The organism is Aerosticca soli (genome assembly GCF_003967035.1).
GTDB classification, from domain to species: domain Bacteria; phylum Pseudomonadota; class Gammaproteobacteria; order Xanthomonadales; family Rhodanobacteraceae; genus Aerosticca; species Aerosticca soli.
On record NZ_AP018560.1, the window covers coordinates 295,185 to 310,903 of the forward strand.

A 15,719-nucleotide genomic window follows, 5' to 3' on the forward strand; every position below is an offset into this window, starting at 1 on the left:
CTTCATAGACTTTGCTCTGGCCTGTTCGGGAGAAACCTCATGCGCGCCCTGGTCCGCAGTCTGCTGTTCACCGCCCTGGCCGCCGCCGGCGGCGCCGCCCTCGCCGCCGTGCCGGCCGATACGCTGCCGCACGGCAAGCTGCCGCGCTGGGCGATTCCCGAGCACTACACGCTCGCCTTCAAGGTCGATCCGCGCCAGTCCGATTTCTCCGGCACCACCACCATCCGGGTGAAGCTCGTCCAGGCCGCCGATCACCTTTGGCTGCACGGCCACGACCTCAAGGTGAGCAAGGTCGCCATCACCGACGCCGCCGGCAGGACGCGCGCCGGGACCTACGTCGCCGCGGCGCCGGCCGAGGGCGTGGCGCGGATCGACTTCGGCACCACGCTCAAGCCGCAGGAGATCACCCTCACCCTCGACTACGAGGCGCCGCTCAACCAGCAGCTGCAGGGCCTGTACAAGGTCAGCCACAAGGGCCAGCCCTACGCGATGACGCAGATGGAGCCGATCAGCGCGCGCTACGCCTTCCCCGGCTTCGACGAGCCCGGCTTCAAGACGCCCTTCGACATCAGCCTGACGATTCCCGCCGACCAGGTCGGCGCGGCCAATACCGCGCAGGTCAAGGAAACGCCGGCCGGCGCCGGCTGGAAGACGCTGACCTTCGCGCCGACGCCGCCGCTGCCGACCTATCTCGTCGCCTTCGGCGTCGGCCCGTGGGACATCCAGAGCGGCCCGACCATCGCGCCCAATGCCCATCGCCGCGAGCCGGTGCCGCTGCGCGGCATCGCCGCGCAGGGCGAGGCGCACCGCATGCAGCACGTGCTCGGCGAGACGCCGGCCATCATCCAGACGCTGGAGGACTACTACGCCTTCGGCTATCCGTTCGGCAAGCTGGACCTCGTCGCCGCGCCGGATTTCTCCGCCGGCGCGATGGAGAACCCCGGCTTCGTCACCTTCCGCGACTGGCTGCTGCTGCTCGATCCGGACTCCCCGGCGCAATACGTGCGCGGTTCGTTCAACGTCACCGCGCACGAGCTCGCCCACCAGTGGACCGGCGACACGGTGACGCTGGCCTGGTGGGACGACATCTGGCTCAACGAGGCCTTCGCCACCTGGATGCAGCAGAAGGTGACGCAGAAGCTGCACCCGGAATACCGCGCCGACCTCGACCGCGTGCGCGGCGCCGAGGGCGCGATGAACGGCGACAGCCTGGTCAGCACGCGCAAGATCCGCCAGCCGATCACCGGCAACGGCGACATCGAGACCGCCTTCGACGGCATCACCTACCAGAAGGGTGCGGCAGTGCTCGGCATGTTCGAAGGCTACGTCGGCGAGGCCACCTTCCAGCAGGGCATGCGCGCCTACATCCAGCAGCACAAGTTCGGCAACGCCACCGCCGACGATCTGATCGACGCGATCGCCGCGGCGGCCGGCAAGGGCGCGGACTTCAAGCACGCCTTTTCGAGCTTCCTCGACCAGCCCGGCGTGCCCTACGTGCGCACGCGCTTGACGCAGCAGGACGGCCAGACCGTCCTGGAACTGAAGCAGAGCCGCTACCTGCCGGTCGGCAGCAAGGGCGACACGCACCACGTGTGGGGCGTGCCGGTGTGCGTGCGCTACGGCGTGGCCGCCGGCAGCAAGGTGAGCTGCGAGCTGCTCGACAAGGCCGAGGGCCGCATGGTGCTCGCCGGGGCGGACGCGCATACCTGGGTGATGCCCAACGCCAATGCCAGCGGCTACTACCGCTTCGCCATGCCCAAGGAGGAGTTGGCCGCGCTCGGCCAGCGCATCGGCCAGCTCGCCGACGCCGAGCAGCTCGCCTACGCCGATGCGGTGGATGCGGCCTTCCGTCACGGCGATCTCGACGCCGGCGACGTGCTCGCCGCGCTCGCGCCGCTCACCGCCGCCCAGACCCGCGAAGTGGCCGTCGCCCCGCTCGGCACGGTCGAATGGATCCATCGCCATCTCGCGCAGACCGCCGCCCAGCGTGCGCGCGTCGCCGGCTGGGTCAAGGAACACTACCTGCCGCGCCTGACCGCGCTCGGCTACGCACGCAAGCCCGGCGAGGCCGATGGCGACGCCCTGCTGCGCGCCACGCTGGCCGAAACCCTCGCGCTGGATTACGAACTGCCCGAGGTGCGCGCGGCGCTGCTGCGCCAGGGCGATGCGGTGCTCGCCGGCAAGGACGGCCGGCCCGACTTCGCCGCCGCCGATCCGGATCTGCTCGGCGTGGTGCTCGGCGTCACCGTGCAGGAGCGCGGCAAGCCGGCGGTCGATGCGCTCATCGCGGCCCTGCCCCAGACTTCCGATCCGGCGATGCGCAATGCCATCCTCGCCGGGCTGTCCTATGCGCGCGATCCGGCGCTCGCCGCGCGCGTGCGCGACCTCGCCCTCGACAAGCAGGTCAAGGTCGGCGAGATGGCCGCGCTGCTGCGCAACGGCCGCGACACGCCGGCGGAACGCGACGCGTTGTGGCAGTGGTCGGTCAACAACTACGACCGCATTCTCGCGCGCACCGGCAGCTTCGCCGGCGGCCGTCTGCCCGCGCTGATGGGCGGCGGCGGCTGCTCGCAAGCCGAGGCCGAGCGCCTGCAGGCGTTCTTCGCCACGCGCGCCAAGGACGCGCCCGGCGCCGAACGCGGTCTTGCGCAGACCACCGAGGCCACCCAGTTGTGCGCCGCGCTGAAAGCCAGCCAGGACCCGGCCGCGATCCTGCGCTGAACGGACATCGCCGCGGTCTGCCGGAGGACCGCGGGCCTCGCATGCCCAAGCGGGGCCGGTAAACCCTTGGGACAATCGGCCCTCATGGGCGAGCCCGCGTTTCGCGGTCTTTACGAAAACTCGGAGGATGCCTGCCGTGCACGAGATCGAGGATCGGCTTGCATGACCGCCGTGCGTGCCCTGCTGCGTGAGGCGGCGCAGCGCCTGGGCGAGGCCGGCGAAGCCGAGTGGCTGCTCATGCACGTGCTCGGCAAGCCGCGCAGCTGGTTGATCGCGCATGCCGACGAGGCCGTCGATCCGGACGTCCAGACGGCTTTTGCCGCGCTCCTCGAGCGCCGCGCGGCCGGCGAGCCGCTGGCGTACGTCCTCGGCAAACAGGGCTTCTGGTCGCTGGATCTGGACGTGACGCCGGCCACGCTGATCCCGCGCGCGGACACCGAGCGGCTGGTGGAGCTCGCGCTCGAGCGCTTGCCCGCCGACGCGCCGTGCCGCGTGGCGGACCTTGGCACCGGCAGCGGCGCGGTGGCGCTGGCGATCGCCCGCGAACGGCCGCGCGCGCAGGTGCTGGCCACCGACGTCAGTGCCGCGGCGCTCGAAGTGGCGCGGCGCAACGCGGCGCGGCTGGGCTTGCGCAACGTCGCCTTCGCCGAGGGCGACTGGCTGGCGCCGCTCGCCGGCGCAGGCGGCTTCGAGCTGATCGTCTCCAACCCGCCCTACATCGAGGCCGGCGATCCGCACCTGACGCAGGGCGATCTGCGTTTCGAGCCGGCGGGCGCGCTCGTCGCCGGCACCGACGGGCTGGACGCCATCCGCCGCATCGTCGCCGGGGCCCGCGCGCATCTCGTGCCCGGCGGCTGGCTGCTGTTCGAGCACGGCTGGACCCAGGGCGAGGCGGCGCGTGCCCTGCTGCAGGCGGCCGGCTACGCGCAGGTGTTCACCGCGCGCGATCTCGAGCAGCGCGAGCGGGTGAGCGGCGGCCGGCGCTGAGCGCTCTATGCGCCCGGCGCCTTGCCCTGTTCGCTCAAGGTCAGGGCGACCTTGTCGCGCAGATAGACCGGCAGCGCCTGCTCGGGCGCCACCGCCTGGCCGGCGCGGAAGGCGCGGACGCCGAGCACGGCGACGTGCCGGGCCTGCGGATAGTGCGCGCCGCCGGCGCTGCGCAGATGGCCGGTGAGACGCGTGCGCAGCGTTTGTGCATAACTGGACCAGCCGCTGCCGACCCCATGCCAGTGCGCCGCTTCCGGCAGCACCAGCGACTCGGCGCGGGTCACGCGCTCCTCGTCCAGCGCCTCCAGGCCGCCCGCGCCGTCGGGCCGGTAGCTGCCGGCGTAGATCTCGCCCATGCGCGCGTCGATCACGGCGAGAATCGCGGCGTCCTCCTCCTGCGGGGCTTCCAGCGCCAGTGCGGCGAGCGAGGACACCGGCACCACCGGCACGTCCAGTCCCATCGCGATGCCCTGCGCGAGCGCCACGCCGAGGCGCACGCCGGTGAAGGCACCGGGTCCGCGGCCGACGGCGACGGCATCGAGCGCGCGGCGGCCGAGGCCGGCCTCGGCAAGCAGCGCGTCGGCCATCGGCAGCACCAGCTCGGCATGCCGGCGCGGCGCCAGCTCGCTGCGGGCGATCACGCCCTCGCCGTGCACCAGGGCGACCGAGCAGGCCTCGGTGGAAGTCTCGATGGCGAGCAGGTTCATGGCGTGCATTCTCGCAAAGCCGCGCGGGTCGACGGTGATGCGCTTCCGGTGGCGTGTCTCATGGCCCGCGTTCGCCAGCCAGGCGCTTGGCCGCATCGGCGAGCACCGCCGCGCCGAGCGCCGCCACCGTTACCGCCAGCAGACGCGGCCACGGCATCGGGCTCATGTGGAAATGCGCCTGCAACACGGGCAGGTACATCGCCGCGAGCAGGAACGCCACCGCCGCCAGGGCCCACAGATCCATCGCCCAGTTGCCGAACAGGCCGTGGGCCAGGGCCGAGCGGGTCTGCGAGCGCGAGACGAAGGCCAGCGCGACGTGGGTGAGCATCCAGGCGGCGAACGCACAGGTCTGTAGCTGCGTCGTATCCGCGCCCTGGCTGGCGGCCAGGCCGTAGCCGGCCATCACTGCGGCGAACAGCAGCACGGCGCGGACCCCGATCGAGCGCAGCGCGGGCCGGTCGAGCAGCGCCACCTCGCCGCGGCGGTGCGGCCGGCGCGCATAGATGGCCGGCTCGGCCGGCTCCATGACGAAGCCGGCGGACGCGGCCAGGTCCATGAACAATTCCAGCACGATGATCTGGATCGGCGAGAACGGCAGCGGCAGCCCGATCAGCACCGGCAGCAGGAAGATCAGGATCAGCCCGAGCTTGACCGCAAGGTAGTAGGTGACGCCCTTCTTGAGGTTGTCGTAGAACTTGCGGCCCTCGAACACGCCACGAATGATGGTGACGTAGTTGTCGTCGGCCAGCACGATGTCGGCCGCGTCCCGGGCGACGTCGGTGCCGCGGATGCCCATCGCGATGCCGACGTCGGCGGCCTTGAGCGCCAGCGCGTCGTTGACGCCGTCGCCGGTCACCGCGACCACCTCGCCCGCGCGTTGCAGCGCGCCGACGATGCGCAGCTTGTGCTCGGGGGTGGTGCGCGCGAACACCACGGCCTCGCGCAGGGTTTGCTCCAGCGCCGCGTCGGACAGCGCATCGAGCTCGGCGCCGGTGATGACGCGGCCTGCGGGAATGCCGACCTGGGCGGCGATGCTGGCGGCGGTGGCCGGATGGTCGCCGGTTACCATGAGCGTGCGGATGCCGGCGGCCGCGGCGCGCTCCAGCGTCTCGCGGACGCCCGCGCGCGGCGGATCCTCGAAACTCACCAGCCCGATCCATTCGAGCTCGTGTTCGAGCTCGTCCCAATCGCGCGCGGCGTCGGCCTCGGCAAGCTCGCGGCCGGCGACCGCGATCAGCCGGCGGCCGCGCGCGGTCTCGGCGGCGATGAAGGCATCGGCCTGCGCGGGCTGCGCACGGACCCGGGCGGCGATTTCTTCCGGCGCGCCGCTCACCGTGAGCCGCAGCGTATCGCCGAGGCGGCGCAGCGTGCTCTTGGTCTTGCGGCCCTGGCCCGGCGGGCGCATGCGCACGATGGCGCCTGCCGGCGGCGGCAGGCGACGCTGCGCGGCCGCCTGCGCGAGTGCCTGCTCGAGCGGATCGGTGACGTGTTCGGCGAGATTGTCGAGCGCGCGTTGCAGCACCGCGTCCGCCCGATCTTCCGGAAACAGGCTCGCCACCTGCATGCGGCTTTCGGTCAGCGTGCCGGTCTTGTCGGTGACGATCACGGTGACGTCGCCCAGCGTCTCCGCGGCGCGCAGGCGCTTGATCAGAAAGTGCTTGCGCGAGAGCGCGTAGGCGCCCAGTCCCAGCACCATGGTGATGATGATGGGCAGTTCCTCGGGAATGGTGGCGAAGGCGAGCGACAGGCCGGTGAGCACCATCTGCCGCCAGTCCTGGCCGCGCAGCACGCCGATCAGCGGGATCAACGTGGCGAAGAAGACCGCCACCCACACCAGCTTGCCGGCCAGCGCGCGCATCGCCAGCTGCAGCGGCGTGCGCGGCTGGCGCACCTCGCCCAGCGTGCGGCCGATGCCGCCCAGGCGCGTGGCCTGGCCGATGGCCGTCACCACCGCCTCGCCTTCGCCGCCGACCACCACGGTGCCGGCGAACACGGTGTCGCCGGGCTGCTTCTCCACCGGGAAGGACTCGCCGGTCAGCGCCGACTCGTCACAAGCCAATCCCAGGCTGGTGGTCACGCGTGCATCCGCGGCGATGCGGGTGCCGGTGGCGAGCACCAGCAGGTCTCCCGGCACCAGCTCCTCGCTGTCCACCTCGACCAGCGTGCCGTCGCGGATCACCCGCGACCTGGGCGCGGCGATGCGCTCGAGCGCGGCGATCGCCCGCTTGGCGCGGTATTCGTTCCAGACCTCGGCCAGCACCAGCACGGCGATGACGATGAAGATGGTCACCGCGTCGGCGCGCGCGCCCCACAGACTGTAGGCGACGCCGACCACCAGCAACAGCAGGATCATCGGCTCGGTGACCTCCTCGCGCGCGATCGCCCAGAAGCGCACCGGCGTCCGCGCAAACAGCACGTTGGGCCCGAAACGCTCCCGCAGTGCACGCACCTGCTCGGCAGGCAAGCCCTTGGCCGGTTCGTTCTGCATGATTTCGATTCCTCCGTGCGCCGGTCGCTCCGGCATGACCTTGGGTTCAGGGCAGGACGCTCGCCGCGATCAGGGACGCGGCCACGCACCACAGCAACAGCCAGCCCACCGGCAGCCGCACGGCGGCCAGCAGCACGAAGCCGACCACCGCGATGCTGAAATCGATGCCGTTGCGCACGCCCTCTCGCCACACCGGATCGTAGAACGCCGCCAGCAGCAGACCGACCACGGCGGCGTTGATGCCGGCCATGGCACCGGCGGCCGCGGGGTGCTGCGCCACGCGCGACCAGGCCGGCAAGGCGGCGAGCAGCAGCAGGAAGCCGGGCAGGAACAGGGCGAGCAGGGCGAGCGCGGCACCGGCGGCCGGCGGCCACATCAGCGGCACCTGGGCGCCGAGATACGCCGCCAGCGAAAACATCGGGCCAGGCACCGCCTGTGCGGCGCCATAACCGGCAAGAAAGGCATCGGGCCGCAACCAGCCGGTGTCGACCACGGCCTGTTTGAGCAGGGGCAGCACCACATGGCCGCCACCGAACACCAGTGCGCCGGCTTTGTAGAAGGCGGCGGCCAGCGCCTGGGGCGTCGGCGTGGCCGCCGCCCCCATCCACAGCGCGCCGGCCAGCCCGGCCAGATACAGCATCAGGAAGGCGCCGGCCAGCCGCATGCCGTATGGCAATGTGAAGTCCGCCCGGTCGGGCAGCGCCAGGTGCCGACACCACCACCGGCCGGCGAGGCCGCCGAGTGCGATGGCGAGCAACTGCATCCAGGGGTTGCCGGTGATGGCGACCAGGGCCGTGGCGCCGGCGGCGATCGATGCCCGCACGGCATCCGGGGTCAGTCGCTGCAGCATGCCGACGAGGCCGTGCGCGACCACCACCACCGCGACCAGCTTGAGGCCGTGGACGGCTGCCGCGCCGAGCCCGTGTCCCAAGAAGGGCGCCAGCGCGGCGAAGCCGAACATCAGCAGCGCCGAAGGCAGAGTGAAGGCGATGAAGGCGGCCAGCGCGCCCCGCCAGCCGGCACGCAGCAGGCCGAGCGCGAAGCCCAACTGGCTGCTGGCCGGCCCCGGCAGGAACTGGCACACCGCCAGCAGGTGCGCGTAGTGCGCCTCGTCCAGCCATCCGCGGCGCTGGACGAATTCGCGGTGCAGATAGCCCAGGTGCGCGATCGGGCCGCCGAACGATGTCACGCCGAGCTTCAGGAACGCGCCGAAGACTTCCCCGGGCGTGCCGCTGCCCGGGGCCTGGGGCCGTCCATCGGCATCTGCTTCGGCCGGCATCATCCGGGCGGCGGCGGCGTGACCGCGGCGAGATCGGCCAGGCCGAAGGTGGCCTCGATGGCGGCGATGCGCGCCAATGCCTCGTCGAAGCCGTCGCCGCCGAAGGTGCGGTGCTCGATCGCCTCGAAACGCTCGCCCATTTCCTCGTATCCGTGCGCACCGAGCGCCGCCTTCCAGGCCGGGAAGACCTCGGTGTCCTCGCGGTCCGCATGCGGGTCGTACATGCGGATGAAGCCTTCCAGCGCCGTCGCCAGCGCCGCGCCGTCCGCGTCCAGCGTGCCGCGCCTGCCCACGCGCAGCACGAAGTCGGTGATCTCGCGCCCGCGCTGGTGCTGGGCGGTCAGAATGTCTGGCAACTTGGCCACCGGCGTTTTCAGCCTGCGCACGACCGGGAAGATGTGCGTCTCCTCCAGCGCACGCTCGTGATAGTCCTCGGCGAAGCTGCGGAACAGCGTGGCCGTGTCGGCCAGCGCCGCGAGCGGCAGCGAGGCCGTCGCGTCGCGGATACGCCGCGCCGCCTCGGCATAGACGAGCAGCGCGCGGCGGATGATGCCGTGCTCGCGCATCAGATCCTCGTTGGCGGTGACCGGCTGTTCTTTCTCCCTCGCCTTCTCCGCGCCTTTTTCGGCCGCCATGGCCAAGGCCGGCGCGATCAACAGGCCGGTGCCGGCGACGCCGAAGGTGGCGAGAAAGCGGCGGCGTGTGCTGGTTTCGATATTCATTAGGGCAAGCTCCTCGGGGATGGGTCAGAGGGGACGGCGATGTCGCAGCAGGGCATCCAGCGACCAGCGGCCGCCGCCTACGATCGACAGGAACAGCAGGCTGAGCAGCATCGTCACGTCCGCGCGCGCTTCGTGCTGCGCGCTCCAGAAGCCGTAGCGGCTCATCTTGGGAGCGTGGAAGATCCACCAGTCGTGCCCCAGCCAGATCGGCACTTTGGTCGACAACAACGCCACGATCATGACCACGATCAGCGGCACGGCCGCCCAGCGGGTGGCCAGGCCGAGCACAATCAACAGGCCGCAAAGCGTTTCCACCACGCCGACGAAAGGGCCGAAGAATCCCGGCCACGGAATGCCGATGGCGGCGAAGCGCCCGGCACCGAGCAGCTCCGGAAACAGCAGCTTCTGCAAGCCTTCGGGGAAGAACACCGCCAGGCCGACCGCCAGCCGGATCAGGATGACGGCGGCGTCGTTCGCCTGCATCGCGGACCTGTTCATGTTCGCCTCCTCAACCAATAACTTCAGCGTTTCTTCGCGGATGCGCCGCGGCGGGTGGCGTCCTGCCCGATCAGCTCGCCGAACAATTCACCGATCTGGGGTTTGACCGCATCCAGTGCCTTGCGTCCCTTGGCGGTGGCACGGTAGTAGCGCCGCATGCTCTTGCCGTTTCGCACTTCGCGCGCTTTGAGATATCCGCGTTCCTCCAGCCGGTGCAGCATCGGGTAGAGCGTGCCGGGGCCGATCCGATAACCGTGTCGGCGCAGCTCCTCCAGCATTGCCTGGCCGTAGATGTCACCCTCCACCGCGTGATGCAGCACGTGCAGGGGCACCAGACCGGTCAGTAGAAAATCGTATGTCATAATCGTTTTTCGATATCGTGGATGTTGTCGCGTTAAATGGCCGTCAACGCCGTGTAAGGCTGCTTGATGCTGTCTGGACTCATGCAGCCTCCACAACGCAAGTCGTGCCGTTCCGAGGGCCACGCCTCGGCGGAAACGCCGCTCACGCCGCGACCGGGCGGGGTGTGAGGAAGGCTCGCACCTTCGCCAGTTCGCGTGTGCACGGCAGCGGCGGCAGGCTGGCCAGGAACAGCCGGCCGTAGCCCTTGCCGGTCAGGCGCGGATCGCACAGCACCAGCACGCCGCGGTCGTGCACGTCGCGGATCAGCCGGCCCGCGCCCTGCTTGAGGGCGATCGCCGCGGCCGGCACCTGCCAGCCCATGAACGGGTTGACGCCGGCGGCCGCGAGCGCCTGCAGCCGCGCTTCCAGAACCGGATCGTCCGGCGCGGCGAAGGGCAGCTTGTCGATCACCACCACGCTCAGCGCTTCACCGGCGACGTCGACGCCGGCCCAGAAACTGGCCGCGCCGAGCAGCACGCCCCGGCCGCTGGCGCGAAAGTCCTCCAGCAGCCGGTGGCGCGGCGCCTCGCCCTGCACGAACAGCGGCCAGGGCACGTGTCCGCGCAGCAGCTCCGCCGCGCGGCGCAGCGCGCGGTGGGCGGTGAACAGCAGGAAGGCGCGACCGTCCGAAGCCTCCAGCACCGGCAGCACCGCCTCCAGCATGCGCTCGGTGTAGTCGCGCGCGGACGGATCGGGCAGGCCCGGCGGCAGATAGCACAGGGCCTGGCGGGCGTAGTCGAAGGGGCTTTCCAGGGCGAGCGCGGGCGGCTCGTCCAGGCCGAGCTGGCGGGCGAAGTGGTCGAAGCCGCCGGCGACGGTGAGCGTGGCCGAGGTGTGGATCCACGCCGCGCCGCTGGCTTCGCGCAGCCGGCGCAGCGGCGTGGCGGCGTCCAGCGGCGTGGCGTGCAGGGTGAAGCCATGCGCGGAGGACTCGTACCAGCGCACCGCCTGCGCCGCGTCATCCTCGATCAGGCGGTCCAGCGCGAGCGCGAGCGTCGCCGCGCGGGCGTGCGCATGTTCGAGCCCGCGCGAGCGCGCGGCCTGGCCGGCCAACACGTCGGTGAGCGCCGCCAGCGTCCCGGCCAGCGCGTCGAGCGCCTGCCGGGCCTGCGCATCGCGCATCAGCACGCCGAAAGCGCCGCGCGCAGGCAGCGGATCGAGGGCGAGGCGCAGTCGACGCACCGCGTCCTTGAGCGCCTCCAGCGGTTCGCGCAAGGCGCCGAGGGCGCCGTGCACGCCGTGGCATTCGGCCAGTGCGTCGCGGCCGAGGTCGAGGAGCTGGCGGGCGCTCACGTGCTGCGCGAAGAAGTCGCCGGCGAGCTCGGGCAGCAGATGCGCCTCGTCCAGGATGAAGGCGGCGGCGCCGGGCAGGATCTCGCCGAAGCCTTCCTGCTTGAGCGCGAGGTCGGCCAGCAGCAGGTGATGGTTGACCACCACCAGGTCGGCCTCCTGCGCCGCGCGTCGCGCCTTCACCACGTGGCAGTCCTCGAAGAAGGGACAGCCACTGCCCAGGCAGTTTTCCGCGGTGGAGGTGACCTGCGGCCACAGCGGCGAATCCTCCGGCACGTCCGCGAGCTCGGCGCGATCGCCGTGGCGGGTACGCGCCGACCAGGCACGGATGGCGGCGAGCTGCGCGGCCCCGGCGGGGGAGAGCGCGGCGCCCTCGCGCAGGGTCTGCTCGAGACGGTAGCGGCACAGGTAATTGGCGCGGCCCTTGAGCAGCGCGGTCTCGACGCGTGCGCCGAGCACCGCGCGCACCCGCGGCAGGTCGCGAAAGTACAGCTGGTCCTGCAGCGCCTTGGTGCCGGTGGAGACGATCACCCGCACGCCGGCGGCGAGCGCGGGCACGAGGTAGGCGTAGGTCTTGCCCGTGCCGGTGCCGGCCTCCACGAGCAGCGTGTCGCGGCCGGCGATGGCCTCTGCCACCGCCCGCGCCATCGCCTGCTGGGCCGCGCGCGGGGCGAAGTGGGGCAGCTCCCGCGCGAACGGGCCATCGATGCCGAGCAGGCCGGCGACATCCTCGTGATCCACCATCGGCCAAGTATGCCGGACGCGGTCGCCGGCGTTCGGCCAAGGCGTGGCAGGGGCACACCGGCGCCGGCCCGGTTTCGGTCGGCGGACCTTGGCCGATCGCGACGCCTTGCAAGGTCCCTTGTCGCGCCGGCGGGCCATCGGCAGCGCGCAAAGCGGCCGTCCAGCCTCGCCGATCCGGCTTTGATGCCCTGCTTTCCAGGTTGCGGGGCGCGGCAGCCTGCCGTGCCCCGCTTTACCGGCGAATCCCGAGCGTTCCGGCCTGCGGCGCGTGGCGCTACTGGGCGCGCGGCGCCGCGGCCCACGTGTCGTTTTTTGTCCTGGCGCTGCGCGGTTCCACGGCCATCGGGCTCGACGCGGTGCGGGCGCGGCGGCTGCGCGATCGACGTGCGGCCCGGCTGCTGGCATACGTGGACGATTGCGGACATGATGCGCATCAGTCCCAAGGGGAGGTCATGGCGATGAGCATCGAAATGCGCATGTTGGTGTGGAGCGTGGTGCTGGGCCTGGTGCAGATCGCACTCGCTGCGGCAGGTTCCATGACGCAACGGGGCCTTGGCTGGGCCGCCGGCCCGCGCGATCAGCCGGGTCCGCCGCTGACCGGCGTGCCCGGCCGGCTGGACCGGGCGCGGGCCAACTTTCTGGAGACGTTTCCGTTTTTCGTCGCGCTGGTGCTGGCCGTGCTCGCGTTGTCCCGGCAGAACGCCCATACCGCGCTCGGCGCCCAGCTCTATTTCTGGGCGCGGCTCGTCTACGTGCCGGCCTATGCGGCGGGTATTCCGTACGTGCGCACGCTGGTGTGGGCCGTCAGCATCGTCGGGCTGATCCTGCTGCTGGCCGCGCTGTTCTGACGGCTCGCCGGCCTGCCCGGCGCCGGCTTTCCAACCCCGGCCGCCGGGCAGGCTTTCGCGGCGGCCGCAGGCCGCGCGCTCCTCGCTCGCGGATGAACCGCGTGGAACCTGGCGCGCCCGCAAGCCCCCCGTTTCGCGGCGCGGAACCGGCCTGCGTCGGCCGCAGATCCGGCGATGGGTTGTGTTCAGTAACGCGGCACGCCGGGCACGTGGCAGCGCGCCACCCATTGCAGCGCGGTGGCGGCGCCGGCGGTATCGCCGGCCAGTTCGCGCATTTCCACCACGGTCTGCCAGTTGCGTGCGCACAGCGGGCCGAGCTTGGGGCCGAGCGACCACGAGCGCAGCGCCAGCCGTTCGGCGGTCGCGTAATCCTTGAGCCGCACGGCGATCTCGGCGCGGTCCTGCAGCAGCTCGGGCGATTCGGGGTTGTATTCCAGCGCCCGGTCCAGCTTGGCGGCGGCCTCGGCGTAGCGGCCGGCGCGTTCGTCCGCATGCGCGGCGTCCTGCCAGGCGGCGAGGCCCGGATCGCGCAGCGGCGTGACGTCGATCACCGATTCCTCGCGCGCGCCGGCGGCGCGGATCGCGGCGAGCGGATCGTGGTTCGGCGTCACCAGCGGCGCGTGGCTGTCCGGGGCGGGGTGGTCGGGCGCGGCGGCGCAGGCGGCGAGGGCCAGGGCGGCGAGTGGCGGCAGCAGACGGATACGCATGAGGGGAAGGTTCAGGGCGAAGGTGCGGTCGAGGCGGCCGGCGCGGGCCCGCCGCCGAACAGATGGCCGAGCCGCTGCCAGAAGCAGGTGTCGGTGTCGGCGGGCAGCGAGCCCGGGATGACCGGGATCTGCCGCGCACCGTCGCAGTTGGGGTCGGTGCGGCGGCCGGTGGCGGGGTTGACCCAGGCCAGCTCCATGCCCTCGGGCGTCGGCGGCAGCGGTCGCGTCGGCAGACGCTGGAACAGCGCCGCCCAGGCGCGCAGCGCGCCGGAATTGCCCCACAGGCTGGTCACCTTGTTGTCGTCGCGCCCCATCCAGAACACCGCCAGATGGTCGGCGGTGAAACCGGCGAACCAGCTGTCGCGCTGGCTGTCGCTGGTGCCGGTCTTGCCGGCGGGATTGAGCCGCGCGAGCTCGCCGTTGCCGACCGCGGCGCCGGTGCCGTAGCGCATCACCTGCTGCATCGCCCAGGTGGTCAGCGCCACCGGCTGCGCGTAACGGCCGGGCGAAGCTTCCACCTCGTAGCGCTTGAGCGCGCGACCCTCGCCGTCCAGCACGCCGCGCACCGCCAGCGGCGGCAGCGCATGGCCGCCGCTGGCCAGGAACTGGTAGAGCTGGCTGACCTGCATCGGCGAGAGATCCACCGCGCCGAGCAGCAGCGAGGGCCCCGCGTCGACGTTTTGCAGCCCGAACGAGCGCAGGAAACCCTGGATGCGCGGCAAGCCGACTTCCAGCCCCAGATGGATGGTGGCGAGGTTCCACGAATGGGCCAGGGCGTCGACCAGCGGCACCTGGCCGTGACTGAGGTGGTCGTCGTTCTGCGGCATCCACGGCGAGCCGTCGGGTTGCCGCATCAGTACCGGGCTGTCGTCCAGCGGCGTGGCGAGATTCCAGCGCGCCGGCTCGGCCAGCGCCACCAGGTAGACGAACGGCTTGATCGTCGAGCCGATCGGCCGGCGCGCGTCGAGCGCACGGTTGAAGCCCTGGTCGCCCGGCGTCCGGCTGCCGACCACGGCCAGCACGTTGCCGTTGCGCGCGTCGGTGACCACGCCGGCCGCCTGCAGCGGCTCGCCGCGGCGGCCCATGCGCGCAAGCGTCGTCGCCACCGCCTGCTCGGCGTAGAGCTGCGCGGCCGGGTCGAGCGTGGTGTAGATGGCCAGATTGCCGGCGCGCAGGGTGGCGTCGTCGAAATCGCGCAGGATCTGCGCGCGCACCAGCTGCATGAAGGCCGGAAAACGGTTGTGCGGCAGCTGCGCCTGGGCGGCGATGCCGAGCGGCGTGGCCGCGGCGTCGCGGGCGGCCTGCGGGTCGAGCAGGCCGGTGTGGGCGAACTGCTGCAGCACCAGGTTGCGCCGCGCCAGTGCGCGTTCGGGATAGCGGCGCGGGTCGTAGTAGCTCGGCCCTTTCACCATGCCGACCAGCAGCGCGATCTCCGGCGCGCGCAGGTCCTCCAGCCGGCGCCCGAAATAAAACTCGGCCGCGGCGGCGAAGCCGTGCACCGCCTGGCCGCCCTGTTGGCCCAGGAAGACCTCGTTGAGGTAGGCCTCGAGGATGCGGTCCTTGGGATAGTGCGCCTCGATCAGCACCGACAGCAGCGCCTCGTTGAACTTGCGCAGCAGGTTCTGGTTGCGGTCCAGGAACAGGTTGCGCACCAGCTGCTGGGTCAGCGTCGAGCCGCCCTGCACGGTGTGGCCCGCGCGCAGATTGGCGAACGCGGCGCGCGCGATCGCGCCCGGGTCGATGCCGAAGTGGTGCTTGAAGTCGCGGTCCTCCACCGCCTGCAGGCCGGTGACCAGCAGCGGCGGCACGTCGGCGAGATGGACGATGCGCCGCTCCTCCTGTTGCGCGCCGTACACGGTGGCGATGCGCGCGGGGTCCAGATGGGCGAGCTTGAGCGGCGTGCCGCCGGCATCCAGGACCGTGGCGACCTGGCCCTGGCTCAGGGTCACCCGGATCCGCCGCGGCAGCTCGCCGCCGTCGGGGTCGGCATAGCCGCGCGAGGCGATCAGATAGCTGGCGCCGTTGCGCGTCCAGCTGCCCGGCAGCTCGCCGCGGCCGTCGCGGCCGTAGCCGGCGAAGGTGAGTTCCAGCTCCAGCGTCGCCGGCGTCATCGGCACGCCGGGTGCGAGCGCCAGCGGCCGCGCGTAGACCCGCGTGGGCACGGCGAACACCAGCTCGTCGAAGCGCTCGCGCACGCGCCGGTCGAGCACCACGACATAGGGCACCAGAAAACCGAGGAGGAAGCCCAGCCCGGCCCAGAACGGCAGGCGCACGCGCGGCCAGAGGGCGGCGATGAACGGGCGGCAACGGTTCAAGAGGGGCAACG

Annotated in this window: 12 protein-coding genes; 3 read left to right on the top strand and 9 right to left on the bottom strand. The window is 71.8% G+C overall.

Annotation, left to right across the window (positions count from 1 at the left end; genetic code table 11):
• The first annotated feature begins 39 nt into the window (after positions 1–39).
• Positions 40–2,721 (top strand): M1 family metallopeptidase, encoded by a 2,682-nt coding sequence (locus ALSL_RS01300; RefSeq protein WP_126535917.1) that lies wholly within the window; start codon positions 40–42, stop codon positions 2,719–2,721.
• Between the two features lie 162 nt (positions 2,722–2,883).
• Entirely contained in the window at positions 2,884–3,708 is an 825-nt protein-coding gene (gene prmC, locus ALSL_RS01305; protein ID WP_126535919.1) for a peptide chain release factor N(5)-glutamine methyltransferase, read from the top strand.
• Between the two features lie 5 nt (positions 3,709–3,713).
• Here the strand turns inward: prmC and tsaB are convergent, their stop codons facing one another.
• From tsaB to yoaA, 7 genes are all read right to left on the bottom strand, one after another.
• Positions 3,714–4,415 (bottom strand): tRNA (adenosine(37)-N6)-threonylcarbamoyltransferase complex dimerization subunit type 1 TsaB, encoded by a 702-nt coding sequence (gene tsaB, locus ALSL_RS01310; protein ID WP_126535921.1) that lies wholly within the window; start codon positions 4,413–4,415, stop codon positions 3,714–3,716.
• A gap of 58 nt (positions 4,416–4,473) precedes the next feature.
• A complete protein-coding gene (locus ALSL_RS01315) occupies positions 4,474–6,903 on the bottom strand; it encodes a cation-translocating P-type ATPase (RefSeq protein WP_161970912.1) in 2,430 nt (809 codons plus the stop codon).
• A 46-nt stretch (positions 6,904–6,949) separates the two neighbouring features.
• On the bottom strand, positions 6,950–8,182 hold the full coding sequence (chrA, locus tag ALSL_RS01320) for a chromate efflux transporter (RefSeq protein WP_126535925.1): 1,233 nt from the start codon (positions 8,180–8,182) through the stop codon (positions 6,950–6,952).
• Positions 8,182–8,904, bottom strand: coding sequence for a hemerythrin domain-containing protein (locus ALSL_RS01325; protein ID WP_126535927.1), 723 nt, complete (start codon positions 8,902–8,904; stop codon positions 8,182–8,184). Before ALSL_RS01325 ends, chrA begins: the two co-directional genes overlap by 1 nt.
• 24 nt (positions 8,905–8,928) lie before the next feature.
• Complete coding sequence (locus tag ALSL_RS01330; protein ID WP_198410665.1) at positions 8,929–9,387, bottom strand: DoxX family protein; 459 nt, start codon at positions 9,385–9,387, stop codon at positions 8,929–8,931.
• Between the two features lie 38 nt (positions 9,388–9,425).
• Positions 9,426–9,764 carry a PadR family transcriptional regulator gene (locus ALSL_RS01335; protein ID WP_126535929.1) on the bottom strand — a complete coding sequence of 113 codons (339 nt, stop codon included), beginning with the start codon at positions 9,762–9,764 and terminating at the stop codon, positions 9,426–9,428.
• 142 nt (positions 9,765–9,906) lie between these two features.
• Positions 9,907–11,838, bottom strand: coding sequence for a DNA repair helicase YoaA (gene yoaA, locus ALSL_RS01340; protein WP_126535931.1), 1,932 nt, complete (start codon positions 11,836–11,838; stop codon positions 9,907–9,909).
• A 458-nt stretch (positions 11,839–12,296) separates the two neighbouring features.
• On the opposite strand from yoaA, the gene ALSL_RS01345 reads away from it, so the two are divergent.
• Positions 12,297–12,686 (top strand): MAPEG family protein, encoded by a 390-nt coding sequence (locus tag ALSL_RS01345; protein WP_126535933.1) that lies wholly within the window; start codon positions 12,297–12,299, stop codon positions 12,684–12,686.
• Positions 12,687–12,871: 185 nt separating this feature from the next.
• Here ALSL_RS01345 and ALSL_RS01350 read toward each other — a convergent pair whose 3' ends face one another.
• Both ALSL_RS01350 and mrcB read right to left on the bottom strand, forming a co-directional pair.
• The gene (locus tag ALSL_RS01350; protein WP_126535935.1) at positions 12,872–13,393 is read right to left on the bottom strand and encodes a tetratricopeptide repeat protein; all 522 of its coding nucleotides are present in this window, start codon (positions 13,391–13,393) and stop codon (positions 12,872–12,874) included.
• Positions 13,394–13,404: 11 nt separating this feature from the next.
• Positions 13,405–15,717 carry a penicillin-binding protein 1B gene (gene mrcB / locus ALSL_RS01355; protein WP_425478999.1) on the bottom strand — a complete coding sequence of 771 codons (2,313 nt, stop codon included), beginning with the start codon at positions 15,715–15,717 and terminating at the stop codon, positions 13,405–13,407.
• Positions 15,718–15,719 lie beyond the last annotated feature (2 nt).

Coding starts and splice junctions, on each gene's coding strand:
- ALSL_RS01300 (WP_126535917.1), top strand. CDS start 40: ATGCGCGCCCTGGTCCGCAGTCTGCTGTTCACCGCCCTGGCCGCCGCC.
- prmC (WP_126535919.1), top strand. CDS start 2,884: ATGACCGCCGTGCGTGCCCTGCTGCGTGAGGCGGCGCAGCGCCTGGGC.
- tsaB (WP_126535921.1), bottom strand. CDS start 4,415: ATGAACCTGCTCGCCATCGAGACTTCCACCGAGGCCTGCTCGGTCGCC.
- ALSL_RS01315 (WP_161970912.1), bottom strand. CDS start 6,903: ATGCAGAACGAACCGGCCAAGGGCTTGCCTGCCGAGCAGGTGCGTGCA.
- chrA (WP_126535925.1), bottom strand. CDS start 8,182: ATGCCGGCCGAAGCAGATGCCGATGGACGGCCCCAGGCCCCGGGCAGC.
- ALSL_RS01325 (WP_126535927.1), bottom strand. CDS start 8,904: ATGAATATCGAAACCAGCACACGCCGCCGCTTTCTCGCCACCTTCGGC.
- ALSL_RS01330 (WP_198410665.1), bottom strand. CDS start 9,387: ATGCAGGCGAACGACGCCGCCGTCATCCTGATCCGGCTGGCGGTCGGC.
- ALSL_RS01335 (WP_126535929.1), bottom strand. CDS start 9,764: ATGACATACGATTTTCTACTGACCGGTCTGGTGCCCCTGCACGTGCTG.
- yoaA (WP_126535931.1), bottom strand. CDS start 11,838: ATGGTGGATCACGAGGATGTCGCCGGCCTGCTCGGCATCGATGGCCCG.
- ALSL_RS01345 (WP_126535933.1), top strand. CDS start 12,297: ATGAGCATCGAAATGCGCATGTTGGTGTGGAGCGTGGTGCTGGGCCTG.
- ALSL_RS01350 (WP_126535935.1), bottom strand. CDS start 13,393: ATGCGTATCCGTCTGCTGCCGCCACTCGCCGCCCTGGCCCTCGCCGCC.